We start from the raw sequence: 22,729 nt of genomic DNA on the forward strand, positions 1-22,729 counted from the left end.
AAGCTGTGAACACAGTCGACCACCTCGCCCAGAGTGACGAAAACGCTGACGCTGTCGACGGCGTTTCGCTTCAACTCGTCCAAGCGCTTGCCTCCCGCGGAGAGACTTTTGCAGCCGCAGAATCACTTACCGCAGGTCTTCTCTGCGCCACCGTCGCCTCCGTACCGGGAGCCTCCGCCGTTCTGCGCGGTGGCGTGGTCACCTACGCCACTGACACGAAGGCGTTGCTTGCCGACGTGCCAAAGGATGTTTTGGCCGCATATGGCCCCGTGTCCGAGTTGACGGCCCGGTATATGGCACTTGGAGTGGCGAATAAGACAGTGGCGGACTGGGGGATTTCGCTAACTGGCGTTGCTGGTCCAACGATGCAGGATGGGCACCCAGTAGGTGAAGTCTGGTGTGGTCTGAAACCGCCAGGAGTTTCGTACCTTGATGGGGTAACCGCTGTTAGGTTGCCGGTGAATAAAGAGGGTTCGCGCGCGGAGATTCGTCGTCAAGCAGTGGTATTGGCGTTAGAACTGTTGTTGCAGAATCTCGACGGTGAGTAGAATTTTTGAAAATTGGGAACAGGTCGGCCCTCTAAAGCGTTAGAGAAAGTGATGACCAACAATACTGCACTTATGACCATTCGCTACCCAGAGGTAGATAGCGCTGCCGCTTTGGAGGCTTCCATGGACGCCACAGCACCGTCGGCGCGAGTGGCTGTAGCGGAGCAGCCTGGATCGGTTGCAAAGTTAACGGCACAGGATTTGGCGGAACGGGGAGAATCCCGTGAGCCGCTCCTGCGAGAGGCACTGGGGGAGACGCTGCGTGATATCCGTTCGCGCAGTGGACAGACGCTTCGTGAGCTTTCTGAAAATGCGGCTATTAGCCCTGGTTATTTGTCTGAGCTTGAGCGTGGACGGAAAGAAGTCTCATCTGAGCTGCTGGCGTCGGTATGCGCGGCGCTTGGTGTGACGGTGTCGGATTTGATGATGGAAGCAGCCACAGCGATGGCCCTGCATTCGGCGAGCCCAGAATTGGCAGCGATGTAGAAAATGGTTGCGGCGGTGGAATTTCATTCCATTGCTCCGGTACTTAGCACCCGAAGACGCTCGGCTTTAGTTAAGATTGGGTGCGCGATAAGCACAGACCTGCTTTGAGGTAGTTGCAATAAGAAAGGTGTATGGGACGCTATGGCTAATCCATTTGTAAAGCTGTGGAATTACTTGATGGCCGCTTTTGATTCCAAGATTGAGGAAAACGCTGATCCGAAGGTGCAGATTCAGCAGGCTATCGAGGATGCCCAGCGGCAGCACCAGGAACTATCGCAGCAGGCAGCGGCGGTGATTGGTAATCAGCGCCAGCTGGAAATGCGCCTTAACCGTCAGCTCGCTGAGATTGAGAAGCTGCAGGGGAACACTCGTCAGGCATTGCAGCTCGCTGACAAGGCTCGTGCTGAGGGGGATACTGCCAAGGCTACGGAGTATGAGAACGCAGCTGAGGCTTTCGCAGCTCAGTTGGTTACTGCTGAGCAGTCGGTAGAAGATTTGAAGGCTCTGCACGATCAGTCGCTGCAGCAGGCGGCTCAGGCTAAGAAGGCCGTCGAGCGTAATTCCATGCAGCTGCAGCAGAAGGTCGCGGAGCGCGCAAAGCTCCTCAGCCAGCTGGAGCAAGCAAAGATGCAGGAGAAAGTCTCTGAGTCCCTGCAGTCGATGAATCAGATTTCTTCGGGGGCTACACCTAATCTGGATCAGGTTCGTGACAAGATTGAGCGTCGTTACGCTAACGCTCTTGGTCAGGCCGAGCTAGCTCAGAACTCGGTTCAGGGGCGTATGGCTGAGGTAGAGGCCGCAGGCGTTCAGCTTGCTGGGCACTCTCGCCTGGAGCAAATCCGCGCAGAAATGAACGGTGGCAACGAGCTCTCTGGTGGCGAGGCTCGGAAGTCCATCGAGGGAAGCGCTGCCTCCAACGTTGACCCTGCTGTTGCTGAGCGCATGCGCCAGCTGCGTGAGGGCAATTAATTCTCCTACTCACCTTCACCACGTGCGATTAGCGAATCACCCATTGCCTTCGAGCGATTAATGGTTCGGATGACCACAGGTACGCCGAAGGCAATGATTGAGCCGGCAGCCCCTCGTGCTTTTCGAGCCTCCAGTACCTCGGCAGCGGCCATAACCTGAAGCGGAATCATACGCAGCGTCAGCGATAGTGCGAGCGCGATGGTGTCGACTGGTAGGCCGAAACGGGCGAACGGCTGCATCGCAGTGGTCAAAGTATCCATGATGTCGCTGACGCGGGTCGTCAGCGTTAGCAATATTGCCGCTGCGATTGCGGCGAGAAGCGCGAGGAAGGTCGTCAGCGCTTGCTCACCCCCGGCGCGCCACCACAGGAGAAGCGAAAGCAGCGCCAAAATGATTACGGCTCCACGGAGCTGTCGGAAAGCAACCATTGGTGGCACCTTGGCCACCGCATAAGCGAGGGTGACAATTGCCAGGGCAATCGCCCCGCCTAGCCAGGTATCCACGAGAATCCCGGTGAGCAATAAAAATGCGATGACAATGATGAGTTTGGGGGCCGTCGGGAGCCTGTGCACAGGCGACTTATGGTTTAGGTAAAGCCCTAACGGGACATCGGCTGGATGAATCATGAGCGGCCTTCTTCCGCACGAGTCATATCGCTGACGTATCGGTCAATAACTTCCTTCGGCGCACCGTCGTCGACGATTTCTCCTGCGCTTACACGGATAACTCGGTCGAAGTCCATAAGAAAATCCAGATCATGAGTGACCACGATAATTTGCTGCTCAAGCTGGGCGAAAATACTCCGAATGTGGAGACGATTGCGCAAGTCGAGGAGCGTAGTGGGCTCATCGGCAATAATGGTCGTGGGATTAAGAATTAACACTGCCGCCAGCGCCAGTAGCTGTTTTTGTCCACCCGAGAGCAAGTGTGGCGAGGCGTCAGCATGATCGGCAAGCCCAAACCGCTCGAGGGCTTCCTGCACCAGCTGGTTGCGCTCATCCTTTGGTAGTTTTCGCTTGCGTAGTGAAAAGGCAATGTCCTCTGCGACTGTAGGCATCACAATTTGATTATCCGCATCAGAAAAGATGAAGCCGACATTCTTGCGAATTGCCTTTGCCTGCTTTGCGACATTCATGCCCTCATACGTGACCGTGCCACCAGTGACCGGGCCCAGGCCGTTAATGAGTCGCACCAGCGTGGACTTACCGCCACCGTTTTCGCCGATAATGCCAATGCGCTTCTCTGTGAGAGTTAGCGTGGTCGGCTTCAGTATCTGGCGTCCCGAATAGGTTGCGGAAGCGCGGTCAAAAGCGATGGTGGGCATAGTGCGACTCGAGACCCTTTCTAATTCTGTGGGGTTAATTGCCCGAGGTGGCTGCTTCCTTAACCAAACGACTTTGCTTACGGTTGGCAGCGTCGGGAAGCAAATCAGGGAAAGCCTGCAGTACTGCAGTAGCAATAAGCGCGGCTACGACAACCTTTGCCACGTCGCCTGGGATAAACGGGACGTTGGTAATCAGTGCGTCGGTGAAGCTAAGTCCCATACGCCAAGCCAATCCGACAGATCCGAAGAAGTACTGTAGTAGAACTCCAACGAGGCCCGCGCCGATGAAGACGCTGATTCGTGAAACTTTCGCCCGTGGTGCTTGCTGGGCAATCGCGCCGATTGCGAAACCTGCAATTAAGTAGCCGACAATGTAGCCCACGGTAGGGCCGGGAAGTGCGGCGAGAAGTGGTTTCCAGCCCGCCATGTTTGGGACGCCCACGAGACCAACAGCCAGGAACAGGGTAGTGGCGAGGCCACCGCGTTTGAATCCGAGAATCATCCCGGCCAGTGCGATGCCCATGTTCTGTAGCACGATTGGCACGCCGAGGCCGCCAACGGGAATGGCAATGCCGCCGAGCACGATGATCAGTGCTGCGAAAGCAGCGATAAGAGTGAGGTCATACACCTTGGAATTATTCACAGCTCTCATCTTAAACCCATGGGTTGAGCACTGTTCAGGCAGGGGAGCGGGGATTAGGTTATGAAAAGAGGGTGGCCAGGTAGGTATCAGTGACAGGTATCTTGTACGTTGGTCTCATGCGATTGGCCGATTTTCACAACTTCGTCAACCACGAATTTGGGCCTCAGCACGGCCCGTGGCTGTTGCATTCCCACGTACTGATGGAATATGGAAAAACTCCCGCGGAATTGCTCGAGGACGGGGTCGAACCTCGGGATATCTGGTGGGCGCTGTGTAGGGAACACGATATTCCCGAAGACCGCTGGTACGGTCCTGACGAATAGGTTCCGGCGTAGACGACGGTGAATGCTTGCCGACGGCTCTTGCGTGTCGTTGCCATTCGAACAGGGTTTCGCATATTATCGAAAGTGCTGATGAAGTCAATCCGTCTGATTCGGTATAACTTCCGGGTGTAACCGGCAGTAGAGGTGTCGCGGACCAATTTGGAACCGGAACGGCTAGTTTCGCGCCTAATTAAGTGTGAGCGAAGTTTCTGTTTTGGATGAAAATCGGGAGACACATTCTCTGAGTACGGCTCCAGAACCCGATACCGTACGCGACAATGACCGCGACAATGACAATGAGGAAGAACAACGAACTATGGCTCGTAAGAAGGCTACGGCTTCGAACCAGGGCAATGATCGCCTGAAGGCGCTCGATGTAGCTCTGGCGAATATTGAGAAGGACTTTGGTAAGGGTGCAGTTATGCGCCTGGGGGACGACAATCGTCCTCCAATTCAGGTTATTCCCTCCGGCAATATCGCTATCGACGTGGCCTTGGGCCTGGGCGGGTTCCCGCGTGGTCGTATCGTAGAAATCTATGGTCCAGAATCCTCGGGTAAGACCACAGTCGCACTGCATGCTATTGCAGAGGCGCAGCGGCAGGGCGGTATTGCCGCATTTATTGATGCGGAGCATGCGCTGGATCCGGTTTATGCGCGCAAGCTTGGAGTAGATACGGACAACCTTCTGGTATCCCAACCAGATACCGGTGAGCAGGCACTTGAGATCACAGATATGTTGGTGCGTTCCGGTGCTATTGACATCATTGTGGTTGACTCGGTGGCCGCGTTGACTCCGAAGGCTGAAATCGACGGTGAAATGGGCGATTCCCACGTTGGTCTGCAGGCGCGGTTGATGAGTCAGGCGCTGCGCAAGATGACGGGTGCGCTGTCCCACACCGGTACCACTGCCATCTTCATTAACCAGCTGCGTGAAAAGATTGGCGTCATGTTCGGCTCTCCTGAGACCACCACGGGTGGTAAAGCACTGAAGTTCTACGCTTCCGTTCGCTGTGACGTACGCCGAATTCAGACGTTGAAGGATGGCCAGGATGCGGTGGGTAACCGCACGCGCTTGAAGGTAGTCAAGAACAAGGTGTCGCCGCCGTTCAAGCAGGCAGAGTTTGACATCATCTACGGCGAGGGCATTTCGCGTGAGGGCTCGTTGATTGACATGGGCGTTGATAACGGCATTGTCAAGAAGTCCGGTTCGTGGTTTACCTACGAGGGCGATCAGTTGGGGCAGGGCAAGGAAAAGGCTCGTATGCACCTGCGCGAGAATCCAGAAATTGCCCAGGAAATCGAAGTCAAGATCAAGAAGAAGCTCGGCGTCGGGGAATTCGCGGAGGTCGAGGACGAGACCGATATCGATGCCCCTGTCGATGTCGTGCCGGACATCGACTTCGATGATTTGGAAGACTAGCTAGCTCGAGGCGTAGTGCCGCGACACACGAAAAGTGAGGACCGTGGAGGATCGTAACGGCCGCGATGTGCGGGAGACTATCGAAAAGCTTGCTCAGCAAATTGCGGAAGCTGACGGTAGTTCGCTCTACGATGCGGGTCGTGAGGAATCCAAGGCCCCGATTCGTGCTAAGGCACTGCGCTTGCTCGATCAGCGAATGCGTTCCCGCAAGGAACTCGTAGAAAGGCTCGAGGCAGTCGAGGAGTTTCCAACCTCGATGATTGAAGAAGTCGTTGATGACCTGACCCGAAGTGGATTGGTCAACGACGAGCTTTTCGCATCCGAATGGGTGCGGCAGCGCTTTGCCAGTCGCGGCAAGTCGAAGATGGTTTTGAACCGGGAGCTGCAGGAAAAGGGCATTGATGTTTCACTTCGTGCAGATGCGTTGGAGCAGATTACGCACAACGCGGAAGAAGAAGTCGCCCGGAAGCTAGCGGCGAAGAAAGCGGCCACTATTAAAACAGTGGCACCTGACTTCAACTCCAAGCAAAAGGATTTACGCAAAGTCGTCGGTGTGCTGGCGCGGCGTGGTTTCCCCTCTGAATTGTCCATGAGCATTGCTCGGGATCAGTTAGAAGAGCGATACCGGGAACTCGAAGAGGACACAGATTAGCGCCGGTGCCACCGCACGCCGGATTAGCACGCCGGCTGCGGACCCGTCAGGTTTAAAGGGGTCGCTGATTGGGGAAATGGGCCATAAACAGCTAACCTAAACTGCCGTGACTACCCCTTCTTTGAACTCTCAGCAGCAGTCTTCGCCTCGCACATATGAGGTACGTACGTTCGGTTGTCAGATGAACGTCCATGACTCGGAACGACTGTCTGGCTTGCTGGAAGAAAACGGTTATGTAGCGGCTGCAGAAGGCGATAATCCTGATCTGGTCGTTTTCAACACCTGTGCCGTTCGAGAGAACGCGGACAATCGCCTTTATGGCACGTTGGGACAGCTCAAACCAGTCAAGGATGCTCACCCAGGCATGCAGATTGCCGTCGGTGGCTGCTTGGCCCAGAAGGATAAGGACGTCGTCGTAAAGAAGGCCCCATGGGTGGACGTTGTCTTCGGTACGCATAACTTGGGTTCGTTGCCAGCACTGTTGGAACGCGCCGCTCATAATGACCGGGCTGAAGTCGAGATTAAGGATGCTCTGGAAGAATTTCCCTCGGTGCTGCCGGCCAAGCGCGAATCCACTTACGCAGGTTGGGTGAGTATCTCCGTAGGCTGCAATAACACGTGCACCTTCTGCATCGTCCCCAGTTTGCGTGGTAAGGAACGCGATCGTCGTCCAGGCGAGATTCTCGCTGAGGTGCAGGCACTCGTGGAGCAGGGCGTTACTGACGTCACCCTCCTCGGTCAGAATGTCAACGCCTATGGCGTTAACTTCGCCGACCCTGACATGGAACGCGACCGCTCGGCTTTTTCCAAGTTGCTGCGCGCCTGCGGCCAGATTGAAGGGTTGGAACGTGTGCGCTTTACGTCTCCGCACCCAGCTGAGTTCACCGATGATGTCATCGACGCCATGGCGGAGACACCGAACGTGGTTCATCAGTTGCACATGCCACTACAGTCCGGTTCTGACCGAGTGCTGAAAGACATGCGCCGTTCCTACCGCACCAAGAAATTCCTGGGAATTCTGGAGAAGGTTAGGGAAAAAATGCCGGATGCGGCCATTACCACTGACATCATTGTCGGCTTCCCAGGCGAGACTGAAGAGGACTTCCAGCAAACTCTCGACGTGGTGGAAAAGGCTCGCTTTAGCTCGGCTTTCACCTTCCAATACTCGCCTCGCCCGGGAACTCCGGCGGCGACCATGACTGATCAGGTTCCACCAGAGGTTGTGAAGGAACGCTATGGCCGTCTGTTAGCGCTTCAAGAGCGCATTTCCGAGGAAGAAAACGCCAAGCTAGTCGGTAGGGAAGTAGAGCTGCTGGTCAGCCAGTCCGATGGCCGTAAAAATGCGGAGACTCATCGCATGTCAGGTCGGAGTCGGGATGGCCGCCTGGTGCACTTCAGCCCGTCGGAAAGCGAACCAGGCGTCGTCGACCGCAAGATTCGCCCAGGTGATTACGTGACAGTGCGTGTGACCGACTCCGCACCGCACTTCCTCATTGCTGACTCCGGTGTGCTCACACACCGCCGCACTAAGGCGGGGGATAATGTAGAGGTCGGTCAGACTCCGACGACCGCTCCGATTGGAGTTGGTCTGGGCTTGCCAAAAATTGGACGCCCGGAGAAAACGAGTGTAAGTGAGGGATGCGGCTGTGAGTAGTGACAAGGCTTCGCCGGAAAGTGATATGGAATCCACTAGCGAGCAGTCGGTGGAATCCGCGCAGGCGTTGCGGGTTCAGGAGCGCAAGGCCGCTGGCGAGCTGGATCTCGGCCGTGCGGTGATTCCGATGATGGTTGCCGTCATCGGCCTCATTACGAGTTTCTTCCTTCCGCACTCTGGCGTCGTTTTGGGCTTTGATGTGTTGCTGGATACGGATGTTGCGCATCAGTACTTCACGACTCGACCGGAGCGAATTTACTCCATTCTCGTGGTGGTAGGTGTCTTGCTAGCTATTGCCACGCTGATTACGCGGACGACGATTCTCGCATTTGTCACCTGGTTTTTTGCCTGTATTCAGATGGTCTACTCAGTCTTCGCTGGCTGGATGCGTCAGTCTCGTCCACAGGAACTGGCCGGCGAGGGTATTTCCTTCGGCCTGATGCTCGGTATTTTCTGCAGTTTTCTACTGGCCATCTCCGTGACTTTCATCGCTTTCCGACGCAGTAAGGAGCAGCTCGCAATCGCGACGAAACGTCGCAAGCACGCTGACACCGATCCGGTACTGCGCGCGCAGCAGGTTTACCTGCGGGCGGGCCTGACACCGAATACGACTACGGATGTTGAGGTCGTCGACGACCGCCGTGAACGCGCTCGCCGACGCAATCGCGGCCAGCAGGGCAGTAGTGCGGACAATGTCTCTCAGCAGACCGGCGAACAGGACGAACAGGTCAGCGACGAGTAGTGAGACTTTTTAACTAGCGCAGTAAGTAAGGGGCTCTCTTCCACTCCGGAAGAGAGCCCCTTACTTTTAACCATCGACGCGTTGCCAGCGCGTAGCTGAGCCAGGATTCTGTTGCGGACGCCGGAGAGCGAGAACATGCTTCCCCGACACACAACTAGCTTCTGTTAGAGCTCCTTGAGAGTCTCCGCGGCCTGCTCTGCCCACTGTCGCCACTGTTCGGCCTGCTCCCGAGCCTTGGCTGCCTGAGAAGCCTTGCCCTTCGCCTCGAGTTCGGCGGCCTTCTGCTCAAACTCCGCTGCGCGGTCGGCGAACTGCTGGACGCGAGCCTGTGCTTCGGGGTCGGTACGGCGCCACTGCGAATCGGCAGCATCGGAGACGCGCTTTTCCAGTGCGCCAATGCGGTTTTCATACTCACGCACACGACCACGCGGCACAAAGCCGATGGCCTCCCATTTCTCCTGCAACTGACGCAGTTCGTTGCGAGCGTGATCGAGGCCCTTGGACGGATCAATGCGGTCTTCGTATTCAGCCAGCAGTGCGTCCTTGGCCGCAGCGTTTTCCTCGAACTCCCTGTCTCGAGCTTCGTTGACCGCGTTGCGAGCACCAAAGAACTCATCCTGGGCGGCCTTGAACTGCGCCCACAGCTTGTCATCGACCTCGCGCGGGGCTCGACCAGCGGCCTTCCACTCAGCCATCAGGTCACGGAAGGCAGCAGCGGTGCCACCCCAATCAGTGGAGGTCTTCAGGGCCTCAGCTCGCTCAATGATGTCCTCCTTAACGCGGCGAGCAGCCGCACGGTTGCGGTCCAGTTCCGCAAAATGGGCACCGCGGCGGCGGTTGAAAGAATCACGCGCGCGGGAGTAACGGCGCCAGAGCTGATCATCAGTTTTGCGGTCGATGCCGCGAATCTGCTTCCACTCCGTGAGAATCTCGCGGATACGGTCGCCGGCGACCTTCCACTCGGTGGAGTTCTCTGCGAGCTCTTCGGCCTCTGCGGCGAGCTCTTCCTTACGTGCGATGGCGTTCTTACGGCGCTCTGCCTTGTCGTGAGCGACTTTTTCCTCTGCGACATGGGAGGTGGCAATGACCTCTGCAAGGCGCTTATCCAGCGCATCGATATCGCCGAGGACCGTGGCGGTGGCAAGGCTCTCACGCAGTTCAACTGCGTTGTGAGAAATGGTCTTTGCCTCCTGCGGGTGGGAGACTACACGAGATTCCAGTAGCTCGACCTCGGTGGCCAGATCCTCGTAGCGCTTGCCGTAGTGGGCATAACCCTCTTCTACGGTGCCAGCCTGCCAGGAGCCAATATTGCGTTCGCCGGCGCTGGTGACCAGCCAAACAGTGCCGTCTTCGTCAATGCGGCCAAACTTCTTTGGATCATTGTGGACGGCATGTGCCACAGCGGCCGACCCCGCAGGCGCTGGAGTAGCTCCAGGGGCCTTACGATGAGCCGGCATTGAGCCTGGTCGAGGTCCCGGACGTGGACCCGGGCGTGGACCTGGCTTAGGGGAATTGCTGGTACCGGTCATAGTGGGTAAACCTCTTCCAATCTTCATGCAGAACTGCCGCGCGACACGGCTGCCATCAAACACTTACGGTATGTGCTCGAGTATCCCAAAAATTTTGGCACAGCGCGCGTAACACCGCCGGATTAAGGCATCGACTAGCCCCTCACGGTAGCGTTGAGGACGTGAATTCGCGTTTGCCTCGGCTTGTTATCGTTCCGCGTGCGCTCCTCATCGTCGAGGAGCTGGGTGGTTTTGCACCTATCGCCACGGAATTGCGCCGTCATGCCCGTGAAACCGTCGCGACGCTGTGGAGACATGACGAACCCGGAGAGCCCGGCGCGGTCGCTATTATCACTGGCAGGATGCAGGCGAAGTCCCCGCACCAGACCAGCGCACCCGGCAGTCTTTCTCCGTATGGGGTTGATGTCACGGTGTCAGGCGGAACCGAATTACCTGAGCTGCTGGGGCGCTGGCTTATCGAAGACTACGCGCGACGGAATTCTGAAGGACCCACTGGCCGCGTCATTCAGGTAACGTGCTTCGACTCTATCGCTGAGGCACTCGCTGCCGGTCACACGCGTCTGCTTGTGCTTGTCGACGGCGCATTCGGCCTTGCGGACGATTCCCCGGTCGGCGTAATTGAAGGTGCAGCGGAGGTTGATGCGCTGTGCAGTCTGATTGCTGGTCAGGACTGCTCAAGTATTAACGTGGAAAATATTGTGTTTCCAGCTCCCGGCGCGTACGCAGCCGAGTTATGGCAGCAGCTGAGTAAAGCTGCTGAAAGCTGGACGGGGTCTGGAATGACCGTCGTAAAGCGTTCTTACTATGACGGGGCGCCTTATGGAATCGGCTACCACGTGGCCAGCTGGCGGTGTGTTGCGAAGTAAGAGCGCGCGTTTTTAGTTTTTGTGCAGGAGTGTGAACTGGGTAGTGACGGCTTTCGAGAGTGAGAGCTTGCCGGTGCCGATTGCGGTGGTAGGGCCGACGGCGTCGGGAAAGTCGGATTTGGGGCTGGTACTTGCGGAGCAGCTTGGCGGTGAGGTCGTCAATGTTGATTCGATGCAGCTCTATCGAGGAATGGATATCGGAACAGCGAAGCTGTCGGTGGACCAGCGGCGGGGGATTCCGCACCACCAACTCGATGTGCTGAACGTGACGCAGCCGGCGAGTGTGGCGACGTATCAGCGTGAGGCGGTCGCGGATGTTGAGGCCATTCGCGCGCGGGGGAAAGTCCCCATCCTTGTCGGCGGGTCGATGATGTATGTGCAGGCGTTGGTGGACGACTGGCAGTTCCCACCTACGGACCCTGAAGTACGTGCGAAGTGGGAGACAGTGCAGGACGAGATCGGTCCGGCGGCGTTGCATGATCGGCTGGCAGAGATTGATCCGGATGCGGCGGCAATTATTGAGACCAATGACCCGCGGCGCACCGTCCGCGCCCTGGAGGTCATCGAGCTCACGGGCAAACCTTTTGCAGCGTCGAAGCCGTCGATTGATAAGCCACCGCGGTGGAACACTCGCATATTGGGGTTGCGCACGCAGGCGGAATGGCTAAATCCGCGGATTGAACAGCGTACGCGGGGCATGTTTGCCGCTGGCCTGGTGGAAGAAACTGAGAGTCTGATTGCGCAAGGGTTGCGCGAAGGTGTGACCGCTAGTCGCGCGATTGGCTATGCGCAGGTGCTGGACTACTTCGATGGGGTTTACGACCTGGATACGGCTTGTGAACGCACGATTACTGGTACGCGCAGGTATGTGCGACGTCAGCGCTCCTGGTTCAACCGTGATCATCGGATCATGTGGCTAGACGCTGCCGGTGACGTGCCGGGACAGGCGTTTTCCGCACTTGGTCTGTAAGAGATTCGGACCTCCCGCTAGCATCAAGGGCATGGTTTCATTTGCCAAAGGCCACGGTACGCAAAACGATTTCTTGATTTTTCCAGATGATTTGGTGTCGATTGATTTGACCGAATCACTGGTCGCAGCAGTGTGCGATCGACAGCGAGGTCTTGGCGCTGACGGCGTCCTGCGGGTTGCCCGTGCGGGGAAACTCGTCGATGCCGGTGTTTTGGCGGCATTGCCGGAGGGCGTTAAAGCCGACGATTGGTTTATGGACTACCGCAATAGTGACGGTTCTATTGCCGAGATGTGCGGGAATGGTGTCCGCGTCTTTGCACACTATATTGCCGCGATTCACAGCCCGGACAGTGTCGTCGACGGAACCTTGCGGGTGGGCACTCGAGCAGGGCTGCGCGCTGTTTCGATTGATGAGCTCAGCCGCAGGCACGCGGTCGTTGGGGTGGATATGGGCCAGCCAGAAGTCCTCGGCCTCGCTACTGCGTTCATCGGTTCGGGCAACAATGCCCAGAAATTCGCCGGGATTGGTGTCGACGTGGGAAATCCGCATTTGGCCTGCGTCATGCCTGGCCTAAATGCCGCCGCTCTGGCGGAGCTGGAATTGGAAGCGGCGGGTAGTGTCGCGAAGCCAGTGCGTGCCGACGAAGCCATGTTCCCGAACGGCCTCAATGTGGAAATTGTCACCCCGCTGGATGCCTCTGATTCGGTGTCCATGCGAGTAATTGAACGTGGAGTTGGTGAGACCCGCTCGTGTGGCACCGGTACGGTTGCGGCAGCTATTGCCGCGCTGGCCGATGCCGGCCGGACTGAGGGGGTTGTGACAGTCAAGGTGCCTGGCGGTGTGGTGACTGTGGATGTCCACAAGGCCAGCAATGCGGATGGGGACTTCTCGGCGACCTTGACCGGGCCGAGCGTGATTCACACGCTCGGCGATATTGAGCTGGAAGCCCTGTGACTGGTAGCTAGTGCAGCAGGAGCCCTAGCGGGGTAGTGGAAGCGGTGGGGAGTTAGCGGACTAGTGTCCGCCGCAGCCACCGTCGCCACAACCACAGCCGCCATCGCCACAGCCGCCTCCGCAACCTTGAGGCGGAATGATCTCACCGGTCAGTGAGAAAGTGCCGGAGACGACCATACCTGGCTGGGGAGCTTCGTCGCCGCCGGGGACAAGTACGTCCATGGGAGTCGGAAGAGCAAGGTTGAGCACCCAGAACTTCTTGCCGGTTAGCTCATTGACATGCTTGCGGGAGTTATTGATAACACCAGCCAGTTTCACGGTTGCGCTAGGCGATGCCTTCCCGACCTGATCTCCGACAATTGCCTTAGCACCTTCGAAGTCCAATGTTGTCGGGGTTGCCCCGGTGCGCTTCTCATACTCTTCGATGGATGCGTCGAGGGTGAAATCAGTTGCTAGAGCTGATAGCGCGACATGCTCAAAAGTCTGAGTTCCGGCATCAACAATCATTGGCCCCTGTGACAGCAGGCAGGTAGCGACCTCGATGACCTTGTCAAAGTTATCCGAGGAGGGATCATCCTCGACGATTTCCACGAGCGCCAAGACATCGTCCACGCTGGATACATGGGCAGTGACGGTCGGGCTGCCCGCGAAGCCGGCGTAGGTAGAAAATGGTTCAACACCCAGGATGTGCAGACGCGCACCAGAGGAATCTTCGAAACGGACCAGCTGGCCACCGCGGACCTCGCCGATGACCGACAAATTGTCACTGGCAATCGCGGCTTCCATCGCGTCTCGCCAGCTGGGGTAGTCCATGCCAATGCTTCGCAAGTCAGTAGTCATACTTTTCGATGATACTTCCCATATCTTCATCTGCGAACTAACGAATCGCACGTGAGCACATTGTGCTCTGGGGAACCAAAAACCATTCCATCGCACCGCGGCAACTATTCGACTGGGACTAACAATTCTGCCACGCTAAATAGGCAAATATTAAGTGTGGCATAAATAACTTTCCTTAGGCGCGCCCGGTTTATTCCATTTAGGCATGCCTAAGAGTAAGCTCGTCTCTGTAAACACCATTTGCTTAGGTTAATTCTTATCTATATAAGCGAGGTTTCTCATGCTCGGGTTGCGGTCTCGAAAGCAGTCGGATGACATTCAATCGCTTGCCGACGTCCCGGTGGGGGCAACCGTCACTCTGGGAGCGTCGCATGTGGATGAGCGCCTGTGTCGCAGGCTTTCGCAACTGGGGCTTCGCCCTGGAATGAGTGTCACTGTGGGGCGGAGCACCAGCGGCGGTGGGCGAATCGTCCATGCTGGCGCAACACGCTACGCCATCGATGGCAGCACGCTGCACAAGATGTCCGTCGCGGGTTAGGTTCCCTACATCTCTTTTTCTCACCTCCCTCCTGAAAGTTAACAATGACAACACCTATGGATTCCTCAACGCGAAAATTCGCATCCACGCCCAGCTGTCATGCTTGCAGTGGCGGAGCGCCAGCAAAGGATGGTGCACCTGTTGTCGCAGTGGTCGGCGCACCGAACTCCGGTAAGTCAACACTGTTCAATAGTTTGACTGGTGCGAAAGCGCAGATGGGCAATTGGCCTGGTACGACCGTAGAGGTCAGCCGCGGCGCGTGGAAGACCGATGCCGCTGAGTACGATGTCATCGATTTCCCGGGTGCCTACTCGCTGGATGCCATGAGTCCGGACGAAGAGCTCACTCGCGAGATGCTCATCGAGAAACCGGAAGAAGAACGCCCGGATCTCGTCGTTGTCGTTGTCGACGCCACGGCACTGGGCCGTGGCCTCTACATGGCCGCGGAATTGGCGGAACAGCCCCAGCGCATCGTTCTGGCTCTGACCAAACTAGATGTTGCCAAGGCCAAGGGCATCGATGTGAATCCGGACGCATTGCAGTCAGCTATGGGGATGCCGGTGGTGGCGCTGGATCCCCGTCGTAAAGCGGGAATGGCGCGGTTGGCCGACGCGGTAGCAGCGGCTCTGGACGGATGTAGTTCGGTGTCGTCACCGATTCGCCAGGTCGATGGTGACTCGATTGAACGTCTGGACGACGCACGCTTTGCCGCGATTGATGCGGCGGTTGCGGCATCTACGGGCGGGGTAGAGGACCGACAGACGTTCTCTGACCGCATTGATAACGTGGTTCTTCATCCGGTGCTCGGACCGATTGTGTTCCTGGCGGTCATGTGGGCAGTCTTCCAGATCACGACAACGGTGGCAGCGCCGTTGCAGGACGGTTTGGAAACCCTTATTACCGGTAATTTCGCAGATCTGGTTACCCGTGGATTAGAAGCGATGGGATGGGACCATCCGATTGTCACGGGGCTGCTTGTGAACGGCATCATCGGTGGTGTCGGCATGGTGCTGACCTTCGTTCCGCTGATGGCACTCATGTTCCTGTGCCTCGCAGTGCTCGAGGATTCAGGGTATATGGCGCGTGCAGCCGTGGTGGCTGACCGTGTCATGCGTGCAATTGGTCTTCCGGGTAAGGCATTTATTCCGCTCATTGTTGGCTTTGGTTGTAACGTGCCAGCGATTTCGGCAACACGTGTGCTGAGTAATCCGCGCCACCGCATTTTGACGGCTCTACTGGTTCCGTTTACCTCCTGCTCGGCGCGCCTAACCGTGTATGTCATGTTGGGTGCGGTGTTCTTCCCGGAACGCGCGGGCACAGTCGTCTTCGCTATGTACGTGATCTCGATTCTGCTGATCGTTCTGACCGGCCTTGCACTGCGTAAGACCCTGTGGCGCACCATGCCGTCGGAACCGCTGGTCATTGATCTGCCAACCTACCAGCTTCCGACCGCACGGCTGGCACTATCTGTGATGTGGATGCGTCTGAAGGGCTTCCTGCAGACCGCTAGTGGAATCATCGTCAGCACCGTCATCGTCGTATGGCTACTGATGTCTATTCCGGTTGTCTCCGGGCACTCCTTTGCCGATGAAAATCTAGCACCGCAGGACTCCGCATACGGTGCAGTCAGCGAAACTATTGCTCCTGTGTTTAACCCGGCAGGTTTCGGTACATGGTCTCTGACAGGTCCGTTGGTGACGGGCTTTGTGGCCAAGGAAGCCGTCATTTCTACCTGGGCACAGACCTATGCAGTGGAGGACGTCACCGACTCCGATTCGAGCGAACAGGCCTCCAGCCCGCTCGCGGAGAATATTCGACGTGACTTTGACAATGCATCCGATGGACACGGATTGGCAGCAGTCTGGGCCTATATGATCTTCCTGCTGGCTTACACACCGTGCGTGGCTACGCTCGCGGCACAACGTCGAGAGATCGGCTTGAAGTGGACGGGCTTCGGTTTGCTAGCGCAGCTGGTCGTTGCATGGGCACTGGCCGTGATTGTTTTCCAAGGGTTAAAGCTGTTCCTGTAAAGCCTCGTTGATTCCTAGTAGCTTCGGCAAAGCTACTAGGGCACACTTGCGAACTAGAAATCAGATCCAACAAGAATCGCGATACGGAAAGGAGCTATCGCCGTGGGACTCTTTAGAGCCAGGAAGAATACGACGGTTACTCGTCGGCCTTCAGAAGCCGTTCAGGATGCAATTGCGCAGGGCATTAGCTCCCGACGCAAGATTTGCGAAATCACTGGCCTGCAGCGAGCAACGGTAGACCTCATCCTTGACCGCATGGAACACACCGGCCAACTGCGCCGGGAATCCCTCGGTGGCATGTGCCCAGGCGGAGGTTGTTCCAACTGTGGAATGTCCGACAGTGGTACGTGTGCTGGTGGTAGTTCTAAGAGTGGTCCGGTCGCACTGGTTCTGACACGCAGGCCACCTTCTGCAGCCTAAGTCTTGAGCTTCGGCTCGGTATTCTCCGCACACAATGCGGAGAATTTGGCTTGTCATGCGACAATAGCAGCTAGTATGACGAATTTTTCCAACAACTTTGATGAGGTCAGCGACGAAACGTCGCAGCAAGCTCGCACCTCGCACGAGATGGACGATTTTTTCATCGACGCTAACGATGCTGGCGAAAACGCCGATAGTGCCTCCGGGGATGCGTTCGCAACGAACGTCGGCACGCAAAGGGAACCTACCGTCGGTGATTTGGATCTGGAGGCGCGTTCCTCTCTGCGCCGGCTGACCAGGTCAGTAGCGCATACCGAATCCGAAGAGGTGATGGTCGAGTACCGTCAGCTCCGACTGGAACGCGTGGTGCTGCTCGGTGTCTGGACATCCGGGACCCTTCAGGAAGCCGAAGTGGCGATGGAGGAGCTCGCCGCACTGGCAGAGACTGCAGGTTCGGAAGTTTTAGAGATGGTGCTGCAGCGCCGCGATAAGCCGGACCCTGGTACTTACGTGGGATCCGGCAAGCTCAACGAGCTTCGCGATATTGTCGCCTCTACCGGCGCAGATACAGTTATTTGCGACGGTGAGCTGTCTCCCGGCCAATTGGTGGCGCTGGAGGATCGCCTTGACGCCAAGGTTATTGACCGCACCATGCTGATTCTGGATATCTTTGCTCAGCACGCGAAGTCCAAGGAGGGCAAGGCGCAGGTCTCGCTGGCACAAATGCAGTACCTGTACACGCGTCTGCGCGGCTGGGGCGGCAACCTATCGCGTCAGGCTGGTGGTCGCGCGGGCTCCAACGGCGGCGTGGGACTGCGTGGTCCGGGTGAAACTAAGATCGAAACCGATCGTCAGCGGCTACGCCAAGATATGGCGCGAATCCGCAAGGAATTGGCTGGCATGAAGACTGCGCGCGAGATCAAGCGCGCACGTCGTAAGGCTGGACACCTGCCGCGCGTGGCAATTGTCGGCTACACCAACGCGGGCAAGTCTTCGTTGCTCAACGCACTGACAGGCGCCGGTGTGCTGGTGGAAGATGCGCTGTTCGCCACGCTGGATCCGACGACTCGTCGCACCAAGCTTTGCGACGGACGCACGGTGATTATGACCGATACGGTCGGATTTGTTCGCCACTTGCCGACCCAGCTCATTGAAGCTTTTCGCTCGACCTTGGAAGAGGTGCTCGAAGCCGACGTCATCATGCACGTCGTAGACTCCTCTGACCCATTCCCGCTGGAGCAGATTAAGGCTGTCAACAAAGTCATCAACGAAATCGCAGAGGAAGAAAAGGCTGAGATTCCGCCCGAGCTGTTGGTAGTCAACAAGGTGGACAAGGCCGATGGCATTACCCTGGCACAACTGCGCCACCAGCTCGATGATGCGGTCTTTGTCTCTGCACGAACGGGTGAGGGGATTGGCGAACTGGAGACCCGACTCGAGCTTGCTCTCAATGAGTTGGAGTCTCACGTCCATATGTTGATCCCCTATGACAAGGGCAATATCGTCTCCATGCTCCACGAAGATGCGACCGTGCTGTCGGAGACATGGACAGAGCAAGGCACCCAGATGGATGTGCGATTGCCCACTAGTCTCGCGGATGAACTGTCGGCATACCACATTGAACCTGCAGAGAATACTGACTTCTCGGCCGATGCGGATGAGGATAGTAGCAACGACGCCTAGTCGGAATAGAGCGAGCGGAAAAGAGCTCCGGCAGTCCTGGGGTTAAGGCGGTATCCGTGGCGTGATCTGCGGTAGGCATCCACTAGCATTACAACCATGAATTCAACTTCTGACGCGGAGACCCGACAGGCAACCTCCGCAACTCCGCCTGCTGAAAACGCCGAACGTGGCCGTCTTTTCGGTTGGGATATTCACGGTGACGGTCGAAAGATTGCACCGGGAGCCGTGGTGGCTCCCAACGAACGCCTCGATTGGCCTCGCACGATTGGTATCGGCGCACAGCACGTCATTGCCATGTTCGGTGCAACTCTTCTCGTGCCGCTGTTGACTGGTTTTCCAGTCAACACCACACTGCTGTTCTCGGGTATCGGCACGATTGTCTTCCTGCTGATCACCCGAAATCGCTTGCCCTCTTACCTGGGCTCGTCGTTTGCCTTCATCGCGCCACTGACCGCGACACAGGCGCAGGGTATTGGTGTTCAGCTCGGTGTCGTGCTCTGCGCCGGCATCGCGCTCATGCTCGTTGGCTGCGTTGTAAAGTTCGCCGGCAAGCGTGTCCTCGATATGATCATGCCACCTGTAGTAACAGGCAGCATCGTCGCTCTTATTGGACTTAACCTGGCGCCTGCTGCCACGGAGAACTTCGCCACTCAGCCGTTGGTCGCATTTGTTACGATGGCATCCATTGTCTTCGCAACCGTCGCTGGCCGCGGTATGGTCAGCCGTCTGGGTGTCCTTATCGGCGTACTAATCGGCTGGGTCTTCGCCGCTGCCACTGGAAATCTCTCGCCCGAGGCTACACAAACTGTCGGCAATGCCGCCTGGATTGGTCTGCCCGCATTCCACGCGCCGGAGTTCCACTTCAATGCGATGCTGATTGGTCTGCCCGTCATCGTAGTACTCATCGCAGAGAATGTCGGTCACGTCAAGGCTGTTGCTGCCATGACCGGCCGAAACCTCGATGACATCGCTGGCGATGCTCTTATTGCAGACGGTCTAGCCACCACCATCGCCGGTTCAGCTGGTGGTTCTGGTACCACTACCTACGCTGAAAATATCGGTGTTATGGCCGCTACCCGTGTCTATTCGACCGCAGCTTACTGGGTGGCAGCTTTCACCGCCATTGCACTGGCTTTCATTCCAAAGTTCGGCGCACTCATCTTGACCATTCCTACCGGCGTGCTCGGTGGGGCAACGATGGTGCTCTACGGCCTGATCGGTTTGCTCGGTGTGCGCATCTGGATGGACGAAAAGGTCGACTTCAACAACCCGGTTAATCTCACCGCTGCCGCCACCGCGCTGATCGCGGGTATCGGCAACCTCACCCTCGACATTGGTTCGCTGACGCTGGAGGGCATTGCTTGGGGGTCGGTCGGCATTATTATCGGCTATCCAATTTTGAACTGGCTCTACAACCGCATCGGCGAGAACCGCTCGTAGGCCACCCGTGCAGGGCAGAATCTCGCACGAATGCTTAACGACGGAACCACGTGACCGTTGCCACGATGTTTCGTCGTTAAGCTGATTGCTTTTAATCGCTCAGATCTTGGGCGATGAGTTCGGCGATTTTCTCTACCGCAACCGCGTTGCTACTGGTCACAGTGACTTCATCGCCGAATTCGGCACCGAGTGCCATGAGCATCAACGAGGATGAAGCATCGGCCGGTTCGTTGTCGGGCTCGTCTGAGTCAAGGAGCTCGACCAGAATTTCTTCCTGAAAACGGGAGGCACGCTCAGCGATGACCGTTGCAGGGCGGGCATGAATACCCACCTTGGAGCCGACGTGGACATGTTGAGTAACCATGCGAGCGGCATCCTGCCTTTCTGCTTCTCGATTTCCTCGATGCCATTTCTGAGCTTAATAGGTTGCCCGGATGGGTTGGGGAATGTTTGCTGAAAATCGTAGAAATGCTCGTTGGGATGAACCAGCCGGTGCGGTAAAAACTACGCTTCCGCTGAAATGTCTGCTTCTAGGTTTTGATTATCGGTGCTGACTTGCCGCGGCCACAGGCTTTTAGCTGCCACAACGAGAATTGCTGCCACTATGCTGCCCAAGACGATTGCAGCAAGCCATGCGACAGGGTTGTCGATTGCAAACAGCACAAAAATACCTCCGTGCGGAACACGTGTGGCCGCACCCAAAGCCATTGAGGTGCCACCGGTGACGGCACCGCCAATCACAATCGACGGAATCACACGTAGCGGATCTGCGGCGGCGAAGGGAATCACTCCCTCTGAAATGAAGGCCGCACCGAGCACCCAGCCCGCTTTGCCGTTTTGACGCTCCGCCGAACTGAACAGCTTTGGTCGGAGCACAACTGCCAGAGATGTAGCCAATGGAGGTACCATGCCCGCCGCCATCACAGCGGCCATGACCTTCCATGATGCGGGATCTGCTGAGGCGATGTTTGCGACGGCAAAAAGATAAGCAGCCTTGTTAATCATTCCGCCCATATCCACGCACATCATTGCGCCGAGAAGACCACCGAACAGGAACGCCGCCGTCGTATCCAGTGATTGCAGCCACTGCTGCAGAGCCGTCATCAGCCACGCCAGCGGCATCCCGAGCAGCAGGTACATGGTGAGCCCAACGGCCATAGCTCCGAGCATAGGAATCACGACAACCGGCATCAGCGGTCGCAGCCAGTCCGGGACTTTCATCCTCAACAGTAGGGCTACAACTAGTCCCGCCAGGATGCCTGTCACCAGGCCCCCAAGGAAGCCGGCGCCAACCGTGACCGCGATGGCACCGCCAATAAAGCCTGGTGCAATGCCGGCTCTGCCAGCCATGCCAAAGGCGATATAAGCACTCATTACAGCCACAATGACCTGCATGCCGTGGTTGCCAATGGCAAAAAGCGCGGAGCCGAGATACAGCCACAGCCCACTACGATCGATTAGCACGGTGCCGAGATCTTTTGTCGGCACAGCAATCGGGGCATCGAGTCCGATAATCTCCGGCAGCCGCAAATCCCTAGTCACGGCGTCAGCTACTACACCAACCTGATGACCGCCGACGAGGAATCCCAGCGCAATCAACAACCCCGATGCGGCCACGAACGGCACCATATAGCTGACACCGGTCATAATGGCATCACGAACCCAGTGTCCGAAGGCTTTGTCACCGCCTAACGATGATTTATGTGCCCCCACCTTCGTAGTTGCTTGTACCCTCTCAGATGAAGGGTCCGCGCCTGTAGTACCGGTTTGCGAACCGGCCTCCTTGTCGTGGTCATCTTTAGGTTGCGGCGCCTTTCGGTCGTAGGCGCGAACCCGTGATTGTTCTGCTTTTGCCTTCGCTTGTTCAATAACCGCAGTAGGTTCATTGACTGCCTTACGAATTGGCACTTTGACCTGTGGTTTATCGCTGAAGCGCTTAAGCCCCGTAACCCCAATATCGGCTGCGATTACTAGCACGTCGGCCCGGACAATTGCCTCTGCGGGGGCTTCCTGGGTTCCTGCCGAGCCCTGCGTCTCTACAGTTAGTGTGACATCAGACATGCTTTCTGCCGCGCCAGTAAGCGCTTCGGCTGCCAAATAAGTGTGCGCGATGCCCGTGGGGCAGGCCGTGATGGCGACGATATTGGTCTTCGCCGGAGGTTTTTTCGCTTTCCGACGAGGCGCTTTGGTGACGTGCTCGCTAATGATCCGGGCAGTCTCTTCATCGCTTTCAGCACCGCGAAGAGCTGCGCGAAACCCCTTATCGCGAAGTGCTTTTGCGAGTGCGGCCAGAATGTCGACGTGGACATCGCTGTTAGTAGATGGGACACCGATGAAAAAGAGCAGGTCCGCTGGCCCGTCTGGTGTGGTAAATTCCGTAGCGCTGGTTAAGCGGGCAAACATCAGGGTCGGCTTCGACCAGTCCTCATGGCGGCAGTGGGGGATCGCTATCCCGCCCGGCAGACCTGTCGGGGACTTCTCTTCGCGTTCGAGGGCTGCTGCGACGATGCCGTTGCTGTCAGTGGCGCGGCCGGTCTCTACAGCTTTAGCGATCAGGTAGGTAAGGATCTTCTCCTTTTGCGGACCGATATCTAGGTCAAGGAACACTGTCGACTCATCGGCTAGGTCTAATGCAATAGCGGAAAAATCTGCCGAAGAAGACATGGTTTTCTAATGCTCCTTATCTAGGCATCGAAA

At 57.1% G+C, this 22,729-nt stretch carries 23 protein-coding genes; 16 read left to right on the forward strand and 7 right to left on the reverse strand.

What is annotated here, in order from left to right:
* The first annotated feature begins 5 nt into the window (after positions 1–5).
* From CRD20_RS10195 to CRD20_RS10205, 3 genes are all read left to right on the forward strand, one after another.
* Positions 6–548, forward strand: coding sequence for a CinA family protein (locus CRD20_RS10195; protein ID WP_149420953.1), 543 nt, complete (start codon positions 6–8; stop codon positions 546–548).
* Positions 549–599: 51 nt separating this feature from the next.
* Complete coding sequence (locus CRD20_RS10200) at positions 600–1,034, forward strand: helix-turn-helix domain-containing protein (RefSeq protein WP_048733491.1); 435 nt, start codon at positions 600–602, stop codon at positions 1,032–1,034.
* A gap of 141 nt (positions 1,035–1,175) precedes the next feature.
* Complete coding sequence (locus tag CRD20_RS10205; protein WP_187405347.1) at positions 1,176–2,003, forward strand: PspA/IM30 family protein; 828 nt, start codon at positions 1,176–1,178, stop codon at positions 2,001–2,003.
* Positions 2,004–2,008: 5 nt separating this feature from the next.
* Here the strand turns inward: CRD20_RS10205 and CRD20_RS10210 are convergent, their stop codons facing one another.
* From CRD20_RS10210 to CRD20_RS10220, 3 genes are read right to left on the reverse strand one after another with little or no spacing between them, the layout of a single operon-like run.
* Positions 2,009–2,629 carry an energy-coupling factor transporter transmembrane protein EcfT gene (locus tag CRD20_RS10210; protein ID WP_069358739.1) on the reverse strand — a complete coding sequence of 207 codons (621 nt, stop codon included), beginning with the start codon at positions 2,627–2,629 and terminating at the stop codon, positions 2,009–2,011.
* Positions 2,626–3,327, reverse strand: a complete 702-nt coding sequence (locus CRD20_RS10215; RefSeq protein WP_049170859.1) for an energy-coupling factor ABC transporter ATP-binding protein — start codon at positions 3,325–3,327, stop codon at positions 2,626–2,628. The genes CRD20_RS10210 and CRD20_RS10215 overlap by 4 nt, the downstream gene beginning before the upstream one ends.
* 34 nt (positions 3,328–3,361) lie before the next feature.
* The gene (locus CRD20_RS10220) at positions 3,362–3,979 is read right to left on the reverse strand and encodes a biotin transporter BioY (RefSeq protein WP_049170862.1); all 618 of its coding nucleotides are present in this window, start codon (positions 3,977–3,979) and stop codon (positions 3,362–3,364) included.
* 80 nt (positions 3,980–4,059) lie between these two features.
* Here CRD20_RS10220 and CRD20_RS10225 point away from each other — a divergent pair, with 80 nt between their 5' ends.
* From CRD20_RS10225 to CRD20_RS10245, 5 genes are all read left to right on the forward strand, one after another.
* Positions 4,060–4,293, forward strand: coding sequence for a DUF3046 domain-containing protein (locus tag CRD20_RS10225; RefSeq protein WP_005509697.1), 234 nt, complete (start codon positions 4,060–4,062; stop codon positions 4,291–4,293).
* A 316-nt stretch (positions 4,294–4,609) separates the two neighbouring features.
* Positions 4,610–5,713, forward strand: coding sequence for a recombinase RecA (gene recA / locus CRD20_RS10230; RefSeq protein ID WP_049170952.1), 1,104 nt, complete (start codon positions 4,610–4,612; stop codon positions 5,711–5,713).
* Positions 5,714–5,756: 43 nt separating this feature from the next.
* Entirely contained in the window at positions 5,757–6,365 is a 609-nt protein-coding gene (locus CRD20_RS10235) for a regulatory protein RecX (RefSeq protein WP_049193012.1), read from the forward strand.
* A 106-nt stretch (positions 6,366–6,471) separates the two neighbouring features.
* On the forward strand, positions 6,472–8,019 hold the full coding sequence (miaB, locus tag CRD20_RS10240; protein ID WP_042388645.1) for a tRNA (N6-isopentenyl adenosine(37)-C2)-methylthiotransferase MiaB: 1,548 nt from the start codon (positions 6,472–6,474) through the stop codon (positions 8,017–8,019).
* The gene (locus CRD20_RS10245) at positions 8,012–8,761 is read left to right on the forward strand and encodes a hypothetical protein (RefSeq protein WP_224433130.1); all 750 of its coding nucleotides are present in this window, start codon (positions 8,012–8,014) and stop codon (positions 8,759–8,761) included. The genes miaB and CRD20_RS10245 overlap by 8 nt, the downstream gene beginning before the upstream one ends.
* 164 nt (positions 8,762–8,925) lie before the next feature.
* Here the strand turns inward: CRD20_RS10245 and CRD20_RS10250 are convergent, their stop codons facing one another.
* On the reverse strand, positions 8,926–10,290 hold the full coding sequence (locus CRD20_RS10250; RefSeq protein ID WP_016422615.1) for a DUF349 domain-containing protein: 1,365 nt from the start codon (positions 10,288–10,290) through the stop codon (positions 8,926–8,928).
* Positions 10,291–10,451: 161 nt separating this feature from the next.
* Between CRD20_RS10250 and CRD20_RS10255 the strand changes: the two genes are divergently transcribed.
* From CRD20_RS10255 to dapF, 3 genes are read left to right on the forward strand one after another with little or no spacing between them, the layout of a single operon-like run.
* Entirely contained in the window at positions 10,452–11,156 is a 705-nt protein-coding gene (locus CRD20_RS10255; protein WP_187405348.1) for a hypothetical protein, read from the forward strand.
* Between the two features lie 43 nt (positions 11,157–11,199).
* Positions 11,200–12,126: a tRNA (adenosine(37)-N6)-dimethylallyltransferase MiaA gene (gene miaA / locus CRD20_RS10260; protein ID WP_370546255.1), complete on the forward strand. Its 927-nt coding sequence runs from the start codon at positions 11,200–11,202 to the stop codon at positions 12,124–12,126.
* A 31-nt stretch (positions 12,127–12,157) separates the two neighbouring features.
* Entirely contained in the window at positions 12,158–13,081 is a 924-nt protein-coding gene (gene dapF, locus CRD20_RS10265) for a diaminopimelate epimerase (protein WP_016422618.1), read from the forward strand.
* Positions 13,082–13,141: 60 nt separating this feature from the next.
* On the opposite strand, the gene CRD20_RS10270 is transcribed toward dapF, so the two are convergent.
* Positions 13,142–13,921 carry a hypothetical protein gene (locus tag CRD20_RS10270; protein ID WP_049189638.1) on the reverse strand — a complete coding sequence of 260 codons (780 nt, stop codon included), beginning with the start codon at positions 13,919–13,921 and terminating at the stop codon, positions 13,142–13,144.
* Between the two features lie 280 nt (positions 13,922–14,201).
* Here CRD20_RS10270 and CRD20_RS10275 point away from each other — a divergent pair, with 280 nt between their 5' ends.
* From CRD20_RS10275 to CRD20_RS10295, 5 genes are all read left to right on the forward strand, one after another.
* Complete coding sequence (locus tag CRD20_RS10275; protein WP_083308396.1) at positions 14,202–14,459, forward strand: FeoA family protein; 258 nt, start codon at positions 14,202–14,204, stop codon at positions 14,457–14,459.
* Between the two features lie 56 nt (positions 14,460–14,515).
* Complete coding sequence (gene feoB / locus CRD20_RS10280; protein ID WP_070602487.1) at positions 14,516–16,489, forward strand: ferrous iron transport protein B; 1,974 nt, start codon at positions 14,516–14,518, stop codon at positions 16,487–16,489.
* Between the two features lie 102 nt (positions 16,490–16,591).
* On the forward strand, positions 16,592–16,909 hold the full coding sequence (locus tag CRD20_RS11035) for a FeoC-like transcriptional regulator (protein ID WP_101687554.1): 318 nt from the start codon (positions 16,592–16,594) through the stop codon (positions 16,907–16,909).
* Between the two features lie 75 nt (positions 16,910–16,984).
* Complete coding sequence (hflX, locus tag CRD20_RS10290) at positions 16,985–18,592, forward strand: GTPase HflX (RefSeq protein ID WP_141751975.1); 1,608 nt, start codon at positions 16,985–16,987, stop codon at positions 18,590–18,592.
* 96 nt (positions 18,593–18,688) lie between these two features.
* Positions 18,689–20,032 carry a uracil-xanthine permease family protein gene (locus CRD20_RS10295; protein WP_222866281.1) on the forward strand — a complete coding sequence of 448 codons (1,344 nt, stop codon included), beginning with the start codon at positions 18,689–18,691 and terminating at the stop codon, positions 20,030–20,032.
* Positions 20,033–20,123: 91 nt separating this feature from the next.
* On the opposite strand, the gene CRD20_RS10300 is transcribed toward CRD20_RS10295, so the two are convergent.
* Together CRD20_RS10300 and CRD20_RS10305 are read right to left on the reverse strand one after the other, a co-directional pair.
* Positions 20,124–20,396 (reverse strand): HPr family phosphocarrier protein, encoded by a 273-nt coding sequence (locus tag CRD20_RS10300; protein WP_016422625.1) that lies wholly within the window; start codon positions 20,394–20,396, stop codon positions 20,124–20,126.
* Positions 20,397–20,536: 140 nt separating this feature from the next.
* Positions 20,537–22,696, reverse strand: a complete 2,160-nt coding sequence (locus CRD20_RS10305) for a fructose-specific PTS transporter subunit EIIC (RefSeq protein WP_187405349.1) — start codon at positions 22,694–22,696, stop codon at positions 20,537–20,539.
* Positions 22,697–22,729: the final 33 nt, after the last annotated feature.

Source organism: Corynebacterium sp. LK33 (genome assembly GCF_014334955.1).
Taxonomy (GTDB): domain Bacteria; phylum Actinomycetota; class Actinomycetes; order Mycobacteriales; family Mycobacteriaceae; genus Corynebacterium; species Corynebacterium jeikeium_D.